We start from the raw sequence: 17500 nt of genomic DNA, 5'->3' as shown, positions 1-17500 counted from the left end.
CTTCTGACGGCATCTGGTGCCGACTGACCCTCCCCACTGTAGTCGCGCCCGGAGGACCGCCGTGTGTTCGCGCCGTCACGCCGGACCTGCGCTTCTAGCGGAAGATCTGAATGGGGTTCACGATGTCGGCGGTGAGGGTCAGGAGCATGAACGCGCCGCCGATGAGAATGACGACGTACGTCACCGGCATCAGCTTGAGGTAGTTCACGGGCGCACCCTTGCCCAGCCCCCGCAGCGAGCGGATCTTGTTCCGGATGCCCTCGTAGACGGTCACCGCGATGTGACCGCCGTCGAGCGGGAGCAACGGGAGCAGGTTGAAGGCACCGAGGAAGAAGTTGAGGGTCGCCAACAGCGTGACGAAGACCTCCCACAGGCCGCGTTCCGCCGCCTGACCGCCGATGACGCTGGCACCGACCACGCTGATGGGAGTGTTCGGATCCCGCTCACCACCGGTGATCGACGTCCACAGTGCCCCCACCTTGCTGGGGAGATCGACGATGGCCTGCACCGTCTGCCCCGCGATGAACACCGTGTAGGAGGCCGATCCGCCGATGGCGGACACCGCGTCGTAGTCGAGGGTGAGTGGGGTGCGGGCGACGCCGATGGCGCCGACCGTGCGCAGCTCCGTGGCGTCGGGTGCGCCGTTCTCGACGGCGAAGAGACGGTCCGTCTCCTGCACGTCGACGGGCACGGTGAGGGTCTCACCGGCCCGCTCGACCGTGACGGACACCGATCCACGCTCGTCCTGGATCGCCGCGACGACGTCGCCGAACGTGGGCGTCGACTCGCCGTTCACGGCGGTGATGACGTCACCGTCCCGGATGCCCGCGGCACCCGCGGGACCGGGACCCGAGCAGGGCGCCATGTCACCCTCGACGTTCTGCGGGGCCACGCACTGGGTCCCCGCCACGGTGGCCGTCGTGTCGCGATTGGGCAGACCCCAGCCGAGGGCGAGGGTGTACACCAGCACGAACGCCAGCACGAAGTTCATCGCGATCCCGCCGAACATCACGGCGAGGCGCTTCCAGGTCTTCTGCTTGTACATCGCGCGCTCGACCTCGTCGGGAGCGAGCTCGTCCACCGCCGTCATGCCCGCGATGTCGCAGAAGCCACCGGCCGGGATCGCCTTGAGTCCGTACTCGGTCTCGCCGCGACGCCAGGAGAAGATCTTGGGCCCGAACCCGATGTAGTAGCGGCGCACCTTCATGCCGGTGGCCTTGGCCACCCACATGTGCCCGCACTCGTGGAGCGCGATCGAGATGCCGATGCAGATCGCGAAGGCGATCACACCGAGAACGAACACCATCTTCTCGTTCAGCCTTTCGATCGTGTGGCGGCGAGTGTGCGGGCGGTGTCCCGAGCCCACGTGTCCGCTGCGAGAACGTCGTCCACCGTAGACGGTTCCGCGGACCAGTCGCCGCGTCCGGCGTCGACCACGTCGGACACGACGTCCACGATCTGCGGGAACGACAGGCGCCCGTCGAGGAACGCCTCGGCGGCGATCTCGTTCGCCGCGTTGTAGACCGCCGTCATGCAGCCGCCCAGCGCGCCGGCGGTGCGCGCGAGCTCGACCGCGGGGAACACCTCGTCGTCGAGTGGTTCGAAGTCCCACGTGTGGGCTCGGGTGAAGTCCAGGGCCGTCGCGGCGCCGGCGATGCGATCAGGCCATCCGAGTGCCAGCGCGATCGGCAGCTTCATGTCCGGCGGGCTGGCCTGAGCTAGCGTCGATCCGTCGGTGAACGTGACCATCGAGTGGACGATGGACTGCGGATGCACGGTGACGTCGATGCGGTCGTACGGGATGCCGAACAGCAGATGCGCCTCGATCACCTCGAGGCCCTTGTTCACCAGGGTGGCCGAGTTCAACGTGTTCATCGGCCCCATCGACCAGGTGGGGTGCTTGCCGGCCTGCTCCGGCGTCACGGACTCGAGGCCCTCGCGATCCCAGCCGCGGAACGGCCCACCGGACGCCGTGACCACCAGTCGGGCCACCTCGTCGGCGCGACCGCCGCGCAGGCACTGGGCGAGAGCCGAGTGCTCGGAGTCGACGGGAACGATCTGGCCCGGAGCCGCCGCGGACGTGACCAGCGAGCCGCCCGCCACGAGAGACTCCTTGTTCGCCAACGCCAGTCGAGCTCCCGATTCCAGCGCAGCGAGCGTCGGCGGCAGACCGAGAGACCCGACGAGCGCGTTGAGGACCACGTCGGCCTGCACCTCGCGGACCAACGACGTCGCCGCGTCGGCCCCCGAGCGCAGCCCCGGCGTGTCCACGGTCCGCGCGGCGTCGACGTCGGCCACCGCCACGTCGCGGACACCGGTCTCGGCGATCTGTCGACGCAACAGATCGACGTTGCCGCCGCCGGCGGCCAACCCGACCACGGTGAAACGGTCCGGTCGAGCCGCCATCACCTCGAGCGCCTGGGTGCCGATGGACCCCGTACTGCCGAGCACCAGCACCCGCACGGGTCCGTCGGTCCCACGTGCCTTCTGTTCCGTCACCTGGACAGTGTGGACGACCTCACTGAGAGCACGGTGAGCGGGCAACTGCGGCTCACCGTGTGAGGATGGACCGCGTGCCCCTGCTCCCGTCCGCCGATCCGGACTCGTACTTCTCGACGCCCCTCACGTACGCCGAGATCGGAGGGACCGCGCACGAGTCGATGCCGGCGGGTTACGACCACGTCGACGTGGAGAAGCGCATCGGGACCGGCCTCGAACTCTTCGAGCGGGCCGGACGCCGCATCGTCGAGTGGGACATGCATCGCGGCGCCGGGCTGCGGGTGCGGTCGAGCGCGGCGTCGGCGACCGTCGACACCGTGGTGGTCCTGCTACTCGGTCCGGTCCGCATCCCGTGCCGGGTAGTCGAGGTGATCGACGAGTCGCACCACCGGGGCTTCGCGTACGGCACGCTGCCGGGTCACCCCGAGTCGGGTGAGGAGCGCTTCACCGTCCGACACGATCCGGTCACCGATGCCGTGACCGCCCACATCCGCGCCTTCTCGCGGCCCGGCAACAGGGTCGTCGCACTGGGCGGGCCCCTCAACAGGGCGACCCAGCGCATCGCGACCGGTCACTACATCGCGGCCCTCACCGCCTGACACGTCGTGGCGACTGCCCCTACGACGGCCGGTCGTACAGCGCGCTAGGATTCAGCCCACCAGGGACCACCTGCATCACAGACTTTCAGGAGGATCGGCCGTGACCGACATCAGCCGCAACCAGGCTTCGGACGTCGAGCGCGTTCCCACGACCAAGGTCAGCACCGCCGAGGTGCCGTCCGCGGAGTGGGGGTGGAGCGGCGAAGGCCCCCGTACCTCGCGCATCGCGGGCTGGGTCACCGTCGCGATCCTGCTGGTCATGATCATCGGTAACCACACGGGCCGGGTCGAGGACATCTGGCTCGTCGGCTTCGCCGTGGCCATCGCAGGCCTGCTGGTCCGCGACATCCTGCTCCGCCGCAAGCCGCGCCGCTCCTGACGGCTCAGTTCTCGGCGGCCAGCTGCCCGCAGGCCGCCGCGATCTCCTGACCCCGCGTGTCACGCACGGTGCACGAGACTCCGTGCGCACGGACGCGTCGCACGAATTCCTGCTCCACCGGCTTCGGACTGGCGTCCCACTCGCTGCCGGGTGTCGGATTCAGCGGGATCAGGTTCACGTGGACCAGCGCCCCCAGGGCGCGCTTGAGCTTCTTGGCCAGCATGTCCGCTCGCCACGGCTGATCGTTGATGTCGCGGATCAGCGCGTACTCGATCGAGACCCGTCGCCCCGTGGTGTCGGCGTAGTAGCGCGCCGCGTCGAGGACCTCGGCGATGGGCCAGCGGTTGTTGACGGGGACGAGCGTGTCGCGCAGTTCGTCGTCCGGGCAGTGCAGCGACACGGCCAGCGTCACCGTCAGACCCTCGTCGGCCAGCTTGCGGATCGCGGGCGCGAGCCCGACGGTGGACACCGTCACCGAGCGCTGTGACAGGCCGAGGCCCTCCGGCGCGGGCGAGACGATCCTTTTGACCGCCGCGACGACGCGCTTGTAGTTCGCGAGCGGCTCCCCCATCCCCATGAAGACGACGTTGGACAGTCGCCCCTCGCCGCCCTCGACCGCACCGTCGCGGAGATCCGCCGCAGCGCTCCGCACCTGGTCGACGATCTCGGCCGTGGAGAGGTTGCGTTGCAGGCCGGCCTGGCCGGTGGCGCAGAACGGGCAGGCCATGCCACACCCGGCCTGGCTCGAGATGCACAGCGTCGCGCGATCCGGGTACCGCATGAGAACCGACTCGAGCAGTGTGCCGTCGGCGGCCTTCCACAGCGTCTTGCGCGTGTCCCCGCCGTCGCAGGCGATGTGCTTGACGGGCGTGAGCAACGTCGGGAACAGCGCGTCCCCGACCTTCTCGCGGACCGACGCCGGAAGATCGGTCATCTTCGCCGGGTCCGCCTCCAGCCGGGAGTAGTACTGCCGCGCCAGCTGGTCGGCGCGGAACGCCGGCAGGCCCAGCTCGGCGACGGCCGCTCGACGCTGGTCCGCGTCGAGGTCGGCGAGGTGCTTCGCGGGCATGCCGCGACGGGGAGCGTCGAACACGAGAGGGAGAGCGATGGGTGCCATAGTGAGCACCATTCTCTCACTGTTCGGCGACACTGTCGGGCACGGTCGGGGCAGACGTGCATTCGCCACCTCCGTACAGCATGATCTGTACATGGCCCGCTCATCGCACGACGCATCCGATCCGAACGCCCTGACCGGCACGGACGCCCCTCTGGACACCTCCTCCACCGCCGCGGGTCTCCCCGTCGAGCAGACCGGGCCCACGGACACCCGCCTGGCGCAGGGAAAGACGCCCGACGGCGTCAAGCACACCCGTGCGGCGGCGCTCTACACCGGTCTCGTGGTGGGCGCGATCATCCTGGTCGTCCTGATGGTGTTCATCATCCAGAACCTCGACAGCGTCCCGATTCACTTGTTCGGCTGGACCTTCGACCTGCCCATCGGCATCGGCATGCTCCTCGCCGCGGTCGCCGGTGCACTCGTCATGGCCACCGCGGGTGGAGTGCGCATCCTGCAGGTCCGCCGGGCCGCCAAGCGCAAGTAGTTCGTCGGCCGCCGTCGTGAGCGATCTCACGTCGCGGCCGTCGGTGTTCCGTCGGGCACGTGAACACTATTGACACAACCTTCACGTGTGGTGGTCTGCCGTGCACAGTGGTGATCGAACGGTACGAGTCGCAGCTCGACGCGACCCACGAGCGACACACCGAGCGAGGACTGCACACGTGACGACCTTCCTGGAGAACCCCGTGCTATCTGGAGTGGCCGCCGACAAGGCGCGCTCGTGGCTTCTCGTTCCTGCGAGCAAGCCGGAACTCTTCACCCCGGCCGCGGAGTCCGCCGTCGACGCCGTGATCCTGGACATCGAGGACGCCGTCGCACCGGGCGCGAAGCCCGCCGCACGCGATGCCGTCGTGTCCTGGCTCCGTGCCGGCGGCCGCGCCTGGGTACGCATCAACGACGCCACGACGCCGTACTGGGCCGACGATCTCGACGCGCTACGCGGCATCGACACCCTCGAGGGCGTCATGCTCGCCAAGACCGAGAGCGGAAGCCAGGTCGAGGCCACCGCCGACCGATTGGGTCACGGTTGCCGGATCGTGGCGCTGGTGGAGTCGGCCATGGGTCTCGAGGCTGCCCCCGAGATCGCGCGCGCCGAGGCCACCTTCCGCCTGGCGTTCGGCAGCGGCGACTTCCGGCGCGACACCGGCATGAGCGACGACCCGATGGCGATGGCCTACCCGCGCGCCCGGCTCGTCGTGTCGAGCCGCGCCGCCCGGCTTCCCGGCCCCATCGACGGCCCCACCCTCGCCGTCAACGACAGCATGCTGAGCCGCGACAGCCAGCTCACCGTCTCCATGGGCATGACCGGCAAGCTGTGCATGCACTCCGATCAGGGCCCCATCGTCAACCGCGAACTCGCACCCAGCGCTGCCGATGTGGCGTGGGCTCGGGACGTCATCGCCCAGCTCGGTGAGGACGGCTCCGGCGTGCGCGACGGCAGCGACCTCCCCCGCCTGGCCAAGGCGAAGAAGATCACCGCTCAGGCCGCGGTCTTCTCGATCGGCTGACGGTCACCGCTCGACGTACACGGCGAGGTGTTCACCCGTGAGGGTGGACCGTTCCGCGACCAGGTCCGCGGGTGTTCCTTCGTAGACCACGGTGCCACCGTCGTGCCCGGCGCCCGGTCCGAGGTCGATGATCCAGTCCGCATGGGCCATCACGGCCTGGTGATGCTCGATGACGATCACCGACTTCCCGGCGTCCACCAGCCTGTCGAGCAGGGCGAGCAACTGCTCGACGTCGGCGAGATGAAGTCCCGTCGTGGGCTCGTCGAGGACCAGGATGCCGCCCTTGTCCCCCATGTGCGTCGCCAGCTTCAGCCGCTGACGCTCGCCGCCGGACAGTGTGGTCAGCGGCTGACCGATCTTCAGATAGCCCAGGCCAACGTCGTTCAGCCGGGTCAGGATTCGATGCGCCGCCGGTAGCGCGGCGTCACCGTCGGCGAAGAACTCCTGTGCCTGCGCCACCGACATCGCGAGCACCTCGCTGATGTCGCGGCCGCCGAGGTGGTACTCGAGGACCGAGTTCTGGAACCGTCGGCCCTCGCACAGCTCGCACACGGTGGCGACTCCGGCCATCATCGCGAGGTCGCTGTAGATCACCCCGTTGCCGTTGCACGTCGGGCACGCTCCCTCCGAATTCGCGCTGAAGAGAGCCGGCTTCACTCCGTTGACCTTGGCGAAGGCCTTCCGGATCGGCTCGAGGAGGCCCGTGTAGGTCGCGGGGTTGCTGCGCCGCGAGCCGCGGATCGCGCCCTGATCGACGGCCACGACGTCCTCGCGGCCCGAGAGCGAGCCGTGGATCAACGAACTCTTGCCCGACCCGGCGACCCCGGTCACGACCACCAGGACACCGAGGGGCACGTCGACGTCCACCGACTTCAGGTTGTGCGAGTCGGCTCCCCGGATCTCCACCGCTCCGGTCGACGTACGCACCGCGTCCTTCACCGCGGCGCGGTCGTCGAAGTGCCGGCCCGTGATGGTGTCACTCGTCCGCAGCCCCTCGACGGTGCCCTCGAAGCACACCGTGCCACCGGCCGTTCCGGCGCCGGGTCCGAGATCGACGACGTGGTCGGCGATGACGATCGTCTCGGGCTTGTGCTCGACGACGAGCACCGTGTTTCCCTTGTCGCGCAACCGGATCAACAAATCGTTCATGTTGGCGATGTCGTGGGGATGGAGTCCGGTGGTGGGTTCGTCGAAGACGTAGGTGACGTCGGTGAGCGACGATCCGAGGTGCCGGATCATCTTGGTGCGCTGCGCTTCACCACCGGAGAGCGTGCCCGCCGGCCGGTCGAGACTCAGATAGCCCAGTCCGATCTCCCGGAACGAGTCGAGGGTGTCTCCCAGCGAGGTGAGCAGCGGGGCCACGGACGGTGCCGACACTCCGCGGATCCACGTCGCGAGATCGCTGATCTGCATGGCGCACGCGTCGGCGATCGACACGCCGTCGATCTTCGAGGACCGCGCACCCTCGTTGAGCCGCGTGCCGTCGCACTCCGGGCACACGGCGAAGGTCACCGCGCGTTCGACGAACGCCCGGATGTGCGGCTGCATCGCGTCGACGTCCTTGGACAGGAACGACTTCTGGATCTGGGGAATCAGTCCGGAGTACGTGAGGTTGATGCCGTCCACCTGGATCTTGGTCGGCTCCCGGTACAGCAGGTCCTCGCGCTGGCGCTTGGTGAACTTCGCGATGGGCTTGTCCGGATCGAAGTAGCCGGAGCCGCGGAAGATCCTCCCGTACCACCCCTCCATGCTGTAGCCGGGGATCGTGATCGCACCCTCGTTGAGCGACTTGCTGTCGTCGAAGAGCGCCGTGAGGTCGATGTCGGAGACGGAGCCGCGCCCCTCGCACCGCGGACACATCCCGCCGGTGATGCTGAAGGTGCGCTTCTCCTTCGTCTGACGTCCGCCCTTCTCCACCGTCACCGCTCCCGCACCGGAGATGGACGCCACGTTGAACGAGAACGCCTGCGGGGAGCCGACGTACGGCTGTCCGAGACGGCTGAAGAGGATGCGCAGCATCGCGTTGGCGTCGGTGGCGGTACCGACGGTGGACCTCGGATCGGCGCCGAGCCGCTGCTGGTCCACGATGATGGCCGTCGTCAGACCGTCGAGCAGATCCACGTCAGGCCGCGCGAGACTGGGCATGAACCCCTGTACGAACGCGCTGTACGTCTCGTTGATCATGCGCTGGGACTCGGCGGCGATCGTGCCGAACACCAACGAACTCTTGCCCGATCCGGACACGCCGGTGAAGACCGTCAGACGGCGCTTCGGGAGGTCGACGCTCACGTTCTGCAGAGTGTTGACTCTCGCCCCCTGCACCCGGATGACATCGTGGGTGTCGGCGACGTGCCGTGCGGTACTCGACTTCGTGGCCATGGCTGATGTCCTTCGTGGTGCAGCGAACGGGTCAGCGGACACGGTAGCCGGTGCGCATCGGGGCTGCTTCTCGATTTCTGATCGCCGACGCGGCGGCTCAGGCCGTCTCGAGTCCGTGCGGTCTGCGACGAGTGTGCACCCGGTATCCGACCTCGACGGACGTGCCGGTGAGCTGCCGCAGCGCGCGAGCGGCCACCCGCGGCGAGAACTCGATTCCCAGCACCGCAGCGGCCTCCTCGCGGTCCGCGAACGACCACCGCGTCCGGACCCGGCGCAGGTCGAAACCCTGCGCGGCGAAGAATCGTTCGACTGTGAGGGGGTCGTAGTGCGGCAGGTCACGGCGCATCCATCCTCCGTACGGATCGACCGTGGCGTCGAGATCCACCACCACCACCACACCCCCGGGGCGCAGGACGCGCAGGGCCTCGGTGATGCCCGGCCCGCATCCCGGCCCGAAGAAGTAGGCCGTCCTGGCGTGCACGACGTCCGCCGAGCAGTCCTCCAGCGGCAGCCGATCCGCAGTCCCCCGGAGCACCCGCACAGCGGAGCCCGCGACCCGGTGCCGAGCACGCTCGATCAGTGGTGGGTGTGGTTCGACACCGACCACGGACCGTGCCTCGCGGGCGAACAGAGGCAGATGGAATCCGGTTCCGCATCCGACGTCGACGACGTCGCGTCCCGCCCACGGCGTGAGATCCCGCAACACCGCCTCGATCTCGCCGGTGACGTCCTGGGCGCGATTCTCGGCCTCGTACACATCGGGCCAGTTCCAGATGTTCGGACTGGCGATCACGCCGTCGCGACCGGGCACAGGATCAGACGAAGATCGTCAGAACGATCCACGTCACGAGGATGCTGGGCAGAACGGAGTCGAGGCGGTCCATCAGTCCGCCGTGACCGGGAAGCATCGTCCCCATGTCCTTGATCCCGAGCTCCCGCTTGACCTGCGACTCGACCAGGTCGCCGAGCGTCGCGGAGAAGACGATGAGCACGCCCAGCAGGGCCCCCACGAACGGGTTCGCGTCCAGCAGGAACGTGACGGTGAGGACGCACCCGACGACACTGAAGAGCAGCGATCCGCCGAGCCCCTCCCAGGACTTCTTCGGGCTGATGGCCGGCGCCATCGCGTGCCGTCCGAACAGGACTCCGGCCGCGTAACCGCCGACGTCCGAACACACCACCGCGATCATGAGCACGAGGACGCGCGAGCCCCCGTCGTCCTCGAGGGTCAGCAATGCCGCGAACGCACCGAACAGCGGCAGCCACGACAGGACGAAGATCGAGATCGCGCAGTCGCGCAGGTAGTTCTTCGGTGCCACGTCCAGACCACCGGACAACAGGCGCCAGACCATCGTGACCAGCACCGTCGCGGCGAACGCACTGAGCGCGCCCAGTGCGCCGAACGGCCACGCGAGCCAGATCATCGCCTGACCACCGAGGATCACCGGGATCCGGGGCACCGAGATGTCGGACTCCCGCAGTCGCTTCGTCACCTCCCACGAGGCGACGGCGACCGCGGCCGCGGCGATGCCGATGAACACGAGCGGAACCAGGACCAGGACGACGATGAGCGACACGCCCAGTGCGCCGCCGACCGCGATCGCCGCGGGGAGGTCGCGGCCCGCCCGCGAGGTCTTCGGGGCGGGATCGGCGGTCGAACCGTTGTCGGCCGATACGGACACTGCTTCTCGTTTCACTTCATCTGGGCCACCGGGACGTGCGGAGGTCACACCTCCATCAGTTCCGCTTCCTTGTTCTTCACGATCTCGTCCACCTGCGCCACGTACTTCGCGGTGGTCTTGTCGAGCTCGGCCTCCGCACGCGTGACCTCGTCCTCGCCTGCCTCGCCGTCCTTCTGGATGCGCTTGAGCTCGTCCATCACCTTGCGGCGGACGTTGCGGATGGACACCTTCGCGTCCTCACCCTTGCTCTTGGCCTGCTTGACGTACTCGCGGCGCCGCTCCTCGGTGAGCTGCGGGATGGAGATCCGGATGATGTGTCCGTCGTTGGACGGGTTGAACCCCAGGTCCGAGTTGCGGATCGCAGTCTCGATGGGCCCCAACTGGGCCTGCTCGTACGGCTTGACGATCACCATGCGCGCCTCGGGCACGTTGATGCCCGCGAGCTGGGTGATGGGGGTCAGCGAGCCGTAGTACTCGACCACGATCTTCGAGAACATCCCCGGGTTCGCGCGACCCGTCCGAATGGACGACAGATCGTTCTGCGCGACCGTGACGGCCTTTTCCATTCTCTCTTCGGCGTCGAAGAGCGCTTCGTCGATCACGACCGTTCCTTCCGAAAACCTCGAGTGTGCAGCGACTGCACGTGGTGACTCACTTGACCAGGGTTCCGATCTTCTCACCCGACACCGCTCGCGCGATGTTTCCCTCGGTGAGCAGATTGAAGACCATGATCGGCATCCCATTGTCCATGCAGAGGCTGAAGGCTGTGGCATCGGCCACCTTCAGCCCCTTCTCGATGACCTCGCGGTGCGAGATCTCGGTGTACATCGTGGCGGTCGGATCCTCTCGCGGGTCCGCGGAGTAGACCCCGTCGACACCCTTGGCCATCAGCACCACTTCCGCGCCGATCTCGAGCGCACGCTGCGCCGCCGTGGTGTCGGTGGAGAAGTACGGCATGCCCATGCCGGCTCCGAAGATGACCACGCGCCCCTTCTCGAGGTGGCGTTCGGCGCGCAGCGGGATGTACGGCTCGGCGACCTGCCCCATGGTGATGGCCGTCTGCACGCGCGTGGTGATGCCCTGCTTCTCGAGGAAGTCCTGCAGGGCGAGGCAGTTCATGACGGTGCCCAGCATGCCCATGTAGTCGGAGCGGGACCGGTCCATACCGCGCACCTGGAGCTCGGCTCCGCGAAAGAAGTTCCCGCCGCCGATGACGACGGCGACCTGGACACCCGAACGGACGACGTCCGCGATCTCCTCCGCCACCTTCTGCACCACGTCGGGATCGAGCCCGACCTGGCCACCACCGAACATCTCACCGCCCAGTTTGAGCAGCACTCGGGAGAATCCGGTGCGGGCGGGCGACGACTCGGTCATGAAGGCTCCTGTCCGTGGGGCGTGTGCGGGTCGGTGTCCGCACGACACTGTTGCGCCTGATCTTGCCCCATGCGTCGGCACGGGGCGCACATGACTGTGCCGTCCACCCCTCGGGGTGGACGGCACGGTCATGACGTCACTCGGGTGTCACGAGGCTCAGTTGGAGCCGACCTCGAAACGCACGAAGCGCGTGATGGTGACTCCGGCGTCGGCGAGAAGAGCCTTGACGGTCTTCTTGCTGTCCTGGACCGAGGACTGCTCGGTCAGCACGACGTCCTTGTAGTAGCCGTTGACGCGACCCTCGATGATCTTGGGCAGTGCCTGCTCGGGCTTGCCCTCCTCGCGGGCGGTCTGCTCCGCGATGCGGCGCTCGCCCTCGACGATGTCGGCGGGGACCTCGTCGCGGGTGACGTACTTGGCCTTGAGCGCGGCGACCTGCATCGCTGCGCCGCGAGCGGCCTCGGCTGCGGCCTCGCCCTCACCGGTGTACTCGACGAGGACACCGACGGCGGGCGGGAGGTCCGAGCTGCGCTTGTGCAGGTAGGTCGCGACCGGACCGTCGAAGGAGACGACGCGACGGATCTCGAGCTTCTCGCCGATCTTGGCCGAGAGCTCCTGCAGTGCGGCGTCGACGGTCTTGCCGTCGAGCTGCAGCGCCTTCAGGGCGTCGACGTCGGCCGGCTTGCCCTCGGCCGCCACGTCCGCGATGGACTGCGCGAAGTTCTGGAACTCCTCGTTCTTGGCGACGAAGTCGGTCTCCGAGTTGATCTCGAGGAGGACACCGTTCTTCGCGACGACGAGACCCTCGGCGGTGGAACGCTCGGCGCGCTTGCCGACGTCCTTCGCGCCCTTGATACGGAGCTGCTCGACGGCCTTGTCGAAGTCGCCGTCGTTGTCGGCGAGCGCGTTCTTGCAGTCCAACATGCCGGAGCCGGTCAGCTCACGGAGCCGCTTGACGTCGGCGGCAGTGTAGTTCGCCATCGTGGGCGAGCCTCCTTGCATTGCTCGTGGAGACGCACGGGTGATGCGTCTCGTGTGTGACGAGAGAGGGGGTGAATCAGAACGAGACCCGGTGCGCCACTAACGGGCACACCGGGTCTCGACCGTGATCAGTTCTGCGCGGTGGGAACGTCCGCGACGGGTGCCTCGGTCTCGGCGGGAGCCGCCGCACCGTTCGCGCCCTCGGCGGCCGGAGCCTCCGTGACAGGTGCGTCGGTGGTTGCCGGGGTCTCGGCAGCGGCCTGCTGCGTCGCCTCGGCGGCCGGGGAGGCCTGCGAGAGCTGCTCGAGCTCCCACTCGGCCAGGGGCTCGCCGGCACCGACCTCGGGCTTCTCGTCCGTACCGGCGTTGCGGCCGGCACGCGCCTGCACGCCCTCGGCCACGGCGGACGCCACGACCTTGGTGAGGAGTGCTGCGGAACGGATCGCGTCGTCGTTGCCCGGGATCGGGTAGTCGACGACGTCGGGGTCGCAGTTGGTGTCCAGGATCGCGATGACCGGGATGTTCAGCTTGCGAGCCTCGGCGACCGCGAGGTGCTCCTTGTTGGTGTCGACGATCCAGATCGCCGACGGGACCTTGGACATGTCCCGGATACCACCGAGGGTGCGATCGAGCTTGGTCATCTCACGCGTGAGCATGAGGATTTCCTTCTTCGTGCGGCCCTCGAAGCCACCGGTCTGCTCCATCGACTCGAGTTCCTTGAGCCGGATCAGACGCTTGTGGACCGTGGTGAAGTTGGTGAGCATGCCGCCGAGCCAGCGCTGGTTCACGTAGGGCATTCCGACCCGAGTCGCCTCGGCCGCAATGGACTCCTGTGCCTGCTTCTTGGTCCCGACGAAGAGAACGGTGCCACCGTGGGCGACGGTCTCCTTGACGAATTCGTACGCCTGATCGATGTACGTCAGCGTCTGCTGCAGGTCGATGATGTAGATGCCGTTGCGATCGGTGAAGATGAATCGCTTCATCTTCGGATTCCAACGACGGGTCTGGTGCCCGAAGTGCGTGCCGCTGTCGAGCAGCTGCTTCATGGTAACGACAGCCATAGCTGTGGATCTCTCTTTCGTGTGCCGGTTGATGCGCGAGCACCGTCGATCGCCGAACCCGTGGGTCCGTCGTACCGCAGGTGTGTCGTGCCCTGGCGCTCGTCGTCCGTCGGACCTGCAGTGCAGGACCAGCCGACGAACCCGTGCTCCGGTGGAGGATCGACAGGTGCCGTTCCGTACCGAAGCGCGACGAGCGCGCGAAGTCGACCCGTGTGGACAGGCCGCAGAACTCAGTGTACGTCCGCGACGCCGCAGGTCATAACCGGGTCGACCGCCTGTGCACGGAGGACGGTCCGTCCCCGGGTGCGGTGGCTCGACGCGGGACCACTGTCGTCGCGTTCGCAAGAGTGCGGGGATGACCTGTCTCCGCTCCGCCCGCCGTTGGTCGCCGCGTTCGGCGCTCGTGTCCGCGGCGCTGGCGGCAGCCCTGCTGGCGTCCGGATACGTAGCAGCCGCGGACACGGACGGACACCCGTTCGACTGGCCGCTGCAGCCCCGTCCCGCCGTGGTGACCCCGTACGACCCGCCACCCGAGCGGTGGCTGCCGGGCCATCGCGGCGTCGACCTCGACGGGGGCTCCGATCCGACACACACCGTCGTCGCGGCCGGGGACGGGGTCGTCGTGTTCGCAGGTGCGGTCGCCGGCCGCCCCGTCGTCTCGATCGACCATGCCGACGGCCTCCGGACCACGTACGAACCGGTCACGCCCACCGTCACGGTCGGCACCCGGCTGCGACGAGGTCAGCCGATCGGTGTCCTCGAGGCAGGTCACCAGAGGTGCGGCGCCGCCTGGTGCCTGCACTGGGGAGCGCGTCGCGGCCGTGACTACCTCGATCCCACGGCTCTCGTCGACCGCGGTGTGGTGGTGCTGAAACCCCTGGCCGAGCCCGAGTGAGGCGCCTTCAGTACGCGCGGTGACGCTGCGGCGTCGACTGCGGCGCGGACGCGTGCCGGCCCTCCGCGTCGGGGAAATCGTCCGCCATCATCGCCGCCAGGTCCATGAAGGCGGCGCGCGTGCGGGGGCGCAGTCGATCGAGATCGACGACGGAGCCCTCCGCCAGATGATCGTCGAAGGGAATCACCACGACCGCGCGGCAGCGCGCGAGGAAGTGCCGAGTGAGTTCGTCCATGTCGATGCTCGCGGCGCCCGGTCGGTGGGCGCTGATGACGACGACGGTCCGCTCGACGAGGTGCGCGTACCCGTGCAGCCCGAGCCAGTCGAGGGTCGCGGCGGCGCTCTTGGCACCGTCGACCGCCGGCGAGCTGACGAGCACCAGTGCGTGCGCCAGCGACAGCACCCCCTCCATCGCCGAGTGCATGATGCCCGTGCCGCAGTCGGTGAGGATCAGGTTGTAGTGCGCTCGAAGGGTGTCGATGACCGCGCGGTAGTCCTGTTCGGTGAACGCCTCCGACGCGGCCGGGTCACGCTCCCCCGCGACGACCTCGAGACGACTCGACGACTGGGAGGTGTGCTCCCTGATGTCGGCGTAACTCCGGATGGTCGGCCGGGCAGCGAGGAGATCGCGCACAGTGGACATCGTCTGCCGCGGGACGCGCTCCCCCAGCGTTCCGAAGTCGGGGTTCGCGTCGACGGCGATGACGTCGTCGCGTCGCAAGGAAGCGAACACCGACCCCAGCCCGACGGTGACGGTCGTCTTGCCCACCCCGCCCTTGAGGGACAGGAAGGCGATCCGGTAATCGCTGCGCAGCGGCTGTCGAATGCGGTCGATCTGGTGGCGACGCTCCGCCTCGGAGGCGACCGCACCACGGCCACCCGGTCGCCCACTGCCCAGGACGCGATCCAGGGTGCGGCGCCACCCCGGCCGAGTGGAGGACGGGGCCGGCGAGACGAAGGGCGACCCGGGTCGGCGCACCGGACTCTCCGCACCGAAGGCGGCCGAGTCGCGTCGCGGATCGGCGAGGCCCGGATGGTGCGGTGCGGGAACGTGGGAGGGCGGAACGGACGGCCGAGAGAATCGTTCCGGTTCGGGCGGAGACCAGGGTCCGTTCGTACCCGCCCGGCTGCCGGGACCGGAGGAGTGCGGCCTGTCGTCTCGACGATCCACGGTCCCCACCCTCCTGTCGACGGTCTGCTCCGATTGCCGATCAGGGACGAACGGTGTGGTTCCCAGCGCCGGCACGGTCACATCCCCCGTGCAGACGGTACCAAACGTGCACGAGCGTGCGAGGTGGTCGACAGGACCCGACGTCAGGCTCGCGGATGCGCCTGATCGTGGACCGCGCGCAGCCGCTCCACGGAGACATGGGTGTAGATCTGCGTCGTGGCGAGCGACGCGTGCCCGAGCAGTTCCTGCACCACGCGGAGATCGGCGCCGCCCTCGAGCAGGTGGGTCGCGGCGGAGTGTCGGAGGCCGTGCGGACCCAGGTCCGGGGCACCGGGCACGGCGGACAGCACTTCGTGCACCACCGAGCGCGCCTGCCGCTGATTCAGGCGTCCGCCGCGACGACCCAGGAGCAGGGCCGCGCCGGAGTCCGGTGTGGCCAGGGCGGGGCGGCCCACGGTCGACCACTGCACCACCGCGTCCTCCGCGGGCGCGCCGAACGGTACGACGCGTTCCTTGTCGCCCTTGCCGAGGACGCGGAGCACCCGTCCGTCGAGATCCACGTCGTCCACATCGAGACCGCACAGTTCGCCGACCCGGATTCCGGTCGCGTACAAGAGCTCTACGACGACCCTGTCGCGCAGGGCCATCGGATCCTGTTGCTCGGCACCGGATGTCGCGGCCGTCATCGCGTCCCGAGCGTCACGCTCACGCAGCACGCCCGGGAGCGTCCGACGCGACGGCGGTGCCGACAGCCGCACCGCCGGGTCCGCGGTGAGTGCTCCGACGGTGCACGACCACGCGGTGAAGGTGCGCGCCGAACTCGCTCGACGCGCGAGAGTCGAGCGGGACACTCCCGCGACCGACATCGAGGCGAGCCACGAGCGCAGGGAGCGAAGTGTGATCACGTCGTCGAGTGCCGCGGACGGATCACCGTGCGCGTCTCGACAGAAGCCGATCAGAGCACGGGCGTCGCCGACGTACGCGCGCACGGTGTGCTCGGAGCGGTTGCGTTGCAGAGCGAGATGCTCGGTGAATCTCGCGAGGAGCGCGAGATCGTCAGGATTCGCTGGCAGCGAGTTCTCGCTTCCAGGTGCGGAATCCCTCCTCGGTGCGGCCACGACGCCAGTATCCCGATATCGAGGCCCATTCCGCAGTCACGCCACGCTCTTTGCGGATGTAAGGCCGGATCTCGTGCATCACGGACTGCGCTTCACCGTGCACGAAGACATGAGGCTGACCGGGCAGCCACTCCACCGCACGGACGGCGGCGGCCAGCGGTGAGCCACCCGAATCCTGGTCGCGGTACACCCAGCGGATGTCGGCAGAGGTCGGCGCCGCGATCTCGACGCGGTCCTCCGGACTCGCTGCTTCGAGCACCACTCGCGCGACGGCTCCCTCGGGAAGCGCCGCGAGTGCTGCGGAGATGGCGGGCACGCCCGTCTCGTCGCCGGCGAGAAGGTGCCAGTCTGCGTCCGCACGAGGCGAGTACGCGCCGGCGGGACCGAAGAACGAGAGCTGGTCCCCCGCCGCGGCGCTCAGCGCCCACGGGCCGGCGACACCCTCGTCGCCGTGGACGACGAAGTCGATGGCGACTTCGCGGGCCTGCGTGTCCACCGATCGCACCGTGTAGGTGCGCAACGTCGGCTCGTCGGCGTCACCGAAGTGCAGCTTGACGTAGCTGTCGGTGAACTCGGACGGCGCGAACTCGTCGAAGTTCGCACCGCCGAGCACCACGCGCACCATGTGCGGGGTGAGCCGCTCGGTGCGGAGAACGGTCAGGGTGGTCAGTCGTCGCGCCACAGGGCACCTCCATCGGGTACGGGCCTTGCCGCCGGTGGGGCGCAAGACGTGG

General features: G+C 68.6%; 18 protein-coding genes. 5 read left to right on the top strand and 13 right to left on the bottom strand.

Annotated elements, in window-relative coordinates; all coding sequences use genetic code 11:
• Positions 1 to 94: 94 nt before the first annotated feature.
• Both QE449_RS10240 and dxr read right to left on the bottom strand, forming a co-directional pair.
• The gene (locus QE449_RS10240; RefSeq protein ID WP_222630776.1) at positions 95 to 1306 is read right to left on the bottom strand and encodes an RIP metalloprotease; all 1212 of its coding nucleotides are present in this window, start codon (positions 1304 to 1306) and stop codon (positions 95 to 97) included.
• Positions 1307 to 1314: 8 nt separating this feature from the next.
• Positions 1315 to 2457 carry a 1-deoxy-D-xylulose-5-phosphate reductoisomerase gene (gene dxr, locus QE449_RS10235; protein ID WP_373428387.1) on the bottom strand — a complete coding sequence of 381 codons (1143 nt, stop codon included), beginning with the start codon at positions 2455 to 2457 and terminating at the stop codon, positions 1315 to 1317.
• A 107-nt stretch (positions 2458 to 2564) separates the two neighbouring features.
• Here dxr and QE449_RS10230 point away from each other — a divergent pair, with 107 nt between their 5' ends.
• Both QE449_RS10230 and QE449_RS10225 read left to right on the top strand, forming a co-directional pair.
• Entirely contained in the window at positions 2565 to 3098 is a 534-nt protein-coding gene (locus tag QE449_RS10230; protein ID WP_307108756.1) for a DUF1990 family protein, read from the top strand.
• A gap of 100 nt (positions 3099 to 3198) precedes the next feature.
• Positions 3199 to 3477 (top strand): DUF2631 domain-containing protein, encoded by a 279-nt coding sequence (locus QE449_RS10225; protein WP_037185298.1) that lies wholly within the window; start codon positions 3199 to 3201, stop codon positions 3475 to 3477.
• 4 nt (positions 3478 to 3481) lie between these two features.
• Here the strand turns inward: QE449_RS10225 and rlmN are convergent, their stop codons facing one another.
• Entirely contained in the window at positions 3482 to 4594 is a 1113-nt protein-coding gene (rlmN, locus tag QE449_RS10220; protein WP_027505044.1) for a 23S rRNA (adenine(2503)-C(2))-methyltransferase RlmN, read from the bottom strand.
• Between the two features lie 91 nt (positions 4595 to 4685).
• On the opposite strand from rlmN, the gene QE449_RS10215 reads away from it, so the two are divergent.
• Positions 4686 to 5078, top strand: coding sequence for a lipopolysaccharide assembly LapA domain-containing protein (locus QE449_RS10215; protein ID WP_027505043.1), 393 nt, complete (start codon positions 4686 to 4688; stop codon positions 5076 to 5078).
• A 178-nt stretch (positions 5079 to 5256) separates the two neighbouring features.
• The gene (locus tag QE449_RS10210; RefSeq protein WP_197027755.1) at positions 5257 to 6102 is read left to right on the top strand and encodes a CoA ester lyase; all 846 of its coding nucleotides are present in this window, start codon (positions 5257 to 5259) and stop codon (positions 6100 to 6102) included.
• Between the two features lie 3 nt (positions 6103 to 6105).
• On the opposite strand, the gene QE449_RS10205 is transcribed toward QE449_RS10210, so the two are convergent.
• The 7 genes from QE449_RS10205 to rpsB all read right to left on the bottom strand — a co-directional run bounded on the left by QE449_RS10205 (position 6106) and on the right by rpsB (position 13582).
• Positions 6106 to 8481 (bottom strand): excinuclease ABC subunit UvrA, encoded by a 2376-nt coding sequence (locus QE449_RS10205; protein WP_307108755.1) that lies wholly within the window; start codon positions 8479 to 8481, stop codon positions 6106 to 6108.
• Positions 8482 to 8578: 97 nt separating this feature from the next.
• On the bottom strand, positions 8579 to 9274 hold the full coding sequence (locus QE449_RS10200) for a class I SAM-dependent methyltransferase (protein ID WP_307108754.1): 696 nt from the start codon (positions 9272 to 9274) through the stop codon (positions 8579 to 8581).
• A 22-nt stretch (positions 9275 to 9296) separates the two neighbouring features.
• On the bottom strand, positions 9297 to 10163 hold the full coding sequence (locus tag QE449_RS10195) for a phosphatidate cytidylyltransferase (RefSeq protein WP_037185291.1): 867 nt from the start codon (positions 10161 to 10163) through the stop codon (positions 9297 to 9299).
• Positions 10164 to 10207: 44 nt separating this feature from the next.
• The gene (gene frr, locus QE449_RS10190; protein ID WP_027505038.1) at positions 10208 to 10765 is read right to left on the bottom strand and encodes a ribosome recycling factor; all 558 of its coding nucleotides are present in this window, start codon (positions 10763 to 10765) and stop codon (positions 10208 to 10210) included.
• Between the two features lie 49 nt (positions 10766 to 10814).
• Positions 10815 to 11540 carry a UMP kinase gene (pyrH, locus tag QE449_RS10185; protein WP_027505037.1) on the bottom strand — a complete coding sequence of 242 codons (726 nt, stop codon included), beginning with the start codon at positions 11538 to 11540 and terminating at the stop codon, positions 10815 to 10817.
• 156 nt (positions 11541 to 11696) lie between these two features.
• Entirely contained in the window at positions 11697 to 12521 is an 825-nt protein-coding gene (gene tsf / locus QE449_RS10180; RefSeq protein ID WP_027505036.1) for a translation elongation factor Ts, read from the bottom strand.
• A gap of 128 nt (positions 12522 to 12649) precedes the next feature.
• Positions 12650 to 13582 (bottom strand): 30S ribosomal protein S2, encoded by a 933-nt coding sequence (rpsB, locus tag QE449_RS10175; protein WP_056445046.1) that lies wholly within the window; start codon positions 13580 to 13582, stop codon positions 12650 to 12652.
• A gap of 355 nt (positions 13583 to 13937) precedes the next feature.
• On the opposite strand from rpsB, the gene QE449_RS10170 reads away from it, so the two are divergent.
• Entirely contained in the window at positions 13938 to 14477 is a 540-nt protein-coding gene (locus QE449_RS10170) for a M23 family metallopeptidase (RefSeq protein ID WP_307108753.1), read from the top strand.
• Between the two features lie 7 nt (positions 14478 to 14484).
• On the opposite strand, the gene QE449_RS10165 is transcribed toward QE449_RS10170, so the two are convergent.
• The 3 genes from QE449_RS10165 to QE449_RS10155 all read right to left on the bottom strand — a co-directional run bounded on the left by QE449_RS10165 (position 14485) and on the right by QE449_RS10155 (position 17448).
• Positions 14485 to 15714: an AAA family ATPase gene (locus QE449_RS10165; RefSeq protein ID WP_373428386.1), complete on the bottom strand. Its 1230-nt coding sequence runs from the start codon at positions 15712 to 15714 to the stop codon at positions 14485 to 14487.
• A 77-nt stretch (positions 15715 to 15791) separates the two neighbouring features.
• Positions 15792 to 16721, bottom strand: a complete 930-nt coding sequence (locus QE449_RS10160) for a tyrosine recombinase XerC (protein WP_307109703.1) — start codon at positions 16719 to 16721, stop codon at positions 15792 to 15794.
• On the bottom strand, positions 16705 to 17448 hold the full coding sequence (locus QE449_RS10155) for a siderophore-interacting protein (RefSeq protein ID WP_307108752.1): 744 nt from the start codon (positions 17446 to 17448) through the stop codon (positions 16705 to 16707). The genes QE449_RS10160 and QE449_RS10155 overlap by 17 nt, the downstream gene beginning before the upstream one ends.
• Positions 17449 to 17500: the final 52 nt, after the last annotated feature.

The sequence above is a fragment of the Rhodococcus sp. SORGH_AS_0303 genome (genome assembly GCF_030819335.1).
GTDB lineage: Bacteria > Actinomycetota > Actinomycetes > Mycobacteriales > Mycobacteriaceae > Rhodococcoides.
The sequence above is the reverse complement of the archived record's forward strand: the minus strand, read 5'-3'. Positions and strand labels throughout refer to the sequence as shown.

Coding starts and splice junctions, on each gene's coding strand:
- QE449_RS10240 (WP_222630776.1), bottom strand. CDS start 1,306: ATGGTGTTCGTTCTCGGTGTGATCGCCTTCGCGATCTGCATCGGCATC.
- QE449_RS10230 (WP_307108756.1), top strand. CDS start 2,565: ATGGACCGCGTGCCCCTGCTCCCGTCCGCCGATCCGGACTCGTACTTC.
- rlmN (WP_027505044.1), bottom strand. CDS start 4,594: ATGGCACCCATCGCTCTCCCTCTCGTGTTCGACGCTCCCCGTCGCGGC.
- QE449_RS10215 (WP_027505043.1), top strand. CDS start 4,686: ATGGCCCGCTCATCGCACGACGCATCCGATCCGAACGCCCTGACCGGC.
- QE449_RS10205 (WP_307108755.1), bottom strand. CDS start 8,481: ATGGCCACGAAGTCGAGTACCGCACGGCACGTCGCCGACACCCACGAT.
- pyrH (WP_027505037.1), bottom strand. CDS start 11,540: ATGACCGAGTCGTCGCCCGCCCGCACCGGATTCTCCCGAGTGCTGCTC.
- tsf (WP_027505036.1), bottom strand. CDS start 12,521: ATGGCGAACTACACTGCCGCCGACGTCAAGCGGCTCCGTGAGCTGACC.
- rpsB (WP_056445046.1), bottom strand. CDS start 13,582: ATGGCTGTCGTTACCATGAAGCAGCTGCTCGACAGCGGCACGCACTTC.
- QE449_RS10170 (WP_307108753.1), top strand. CDS start 13,938: ATGACCTGTCTCCGCTCCGCCCGCCGTTGGTCGCCGCGTTCGGCGCTC.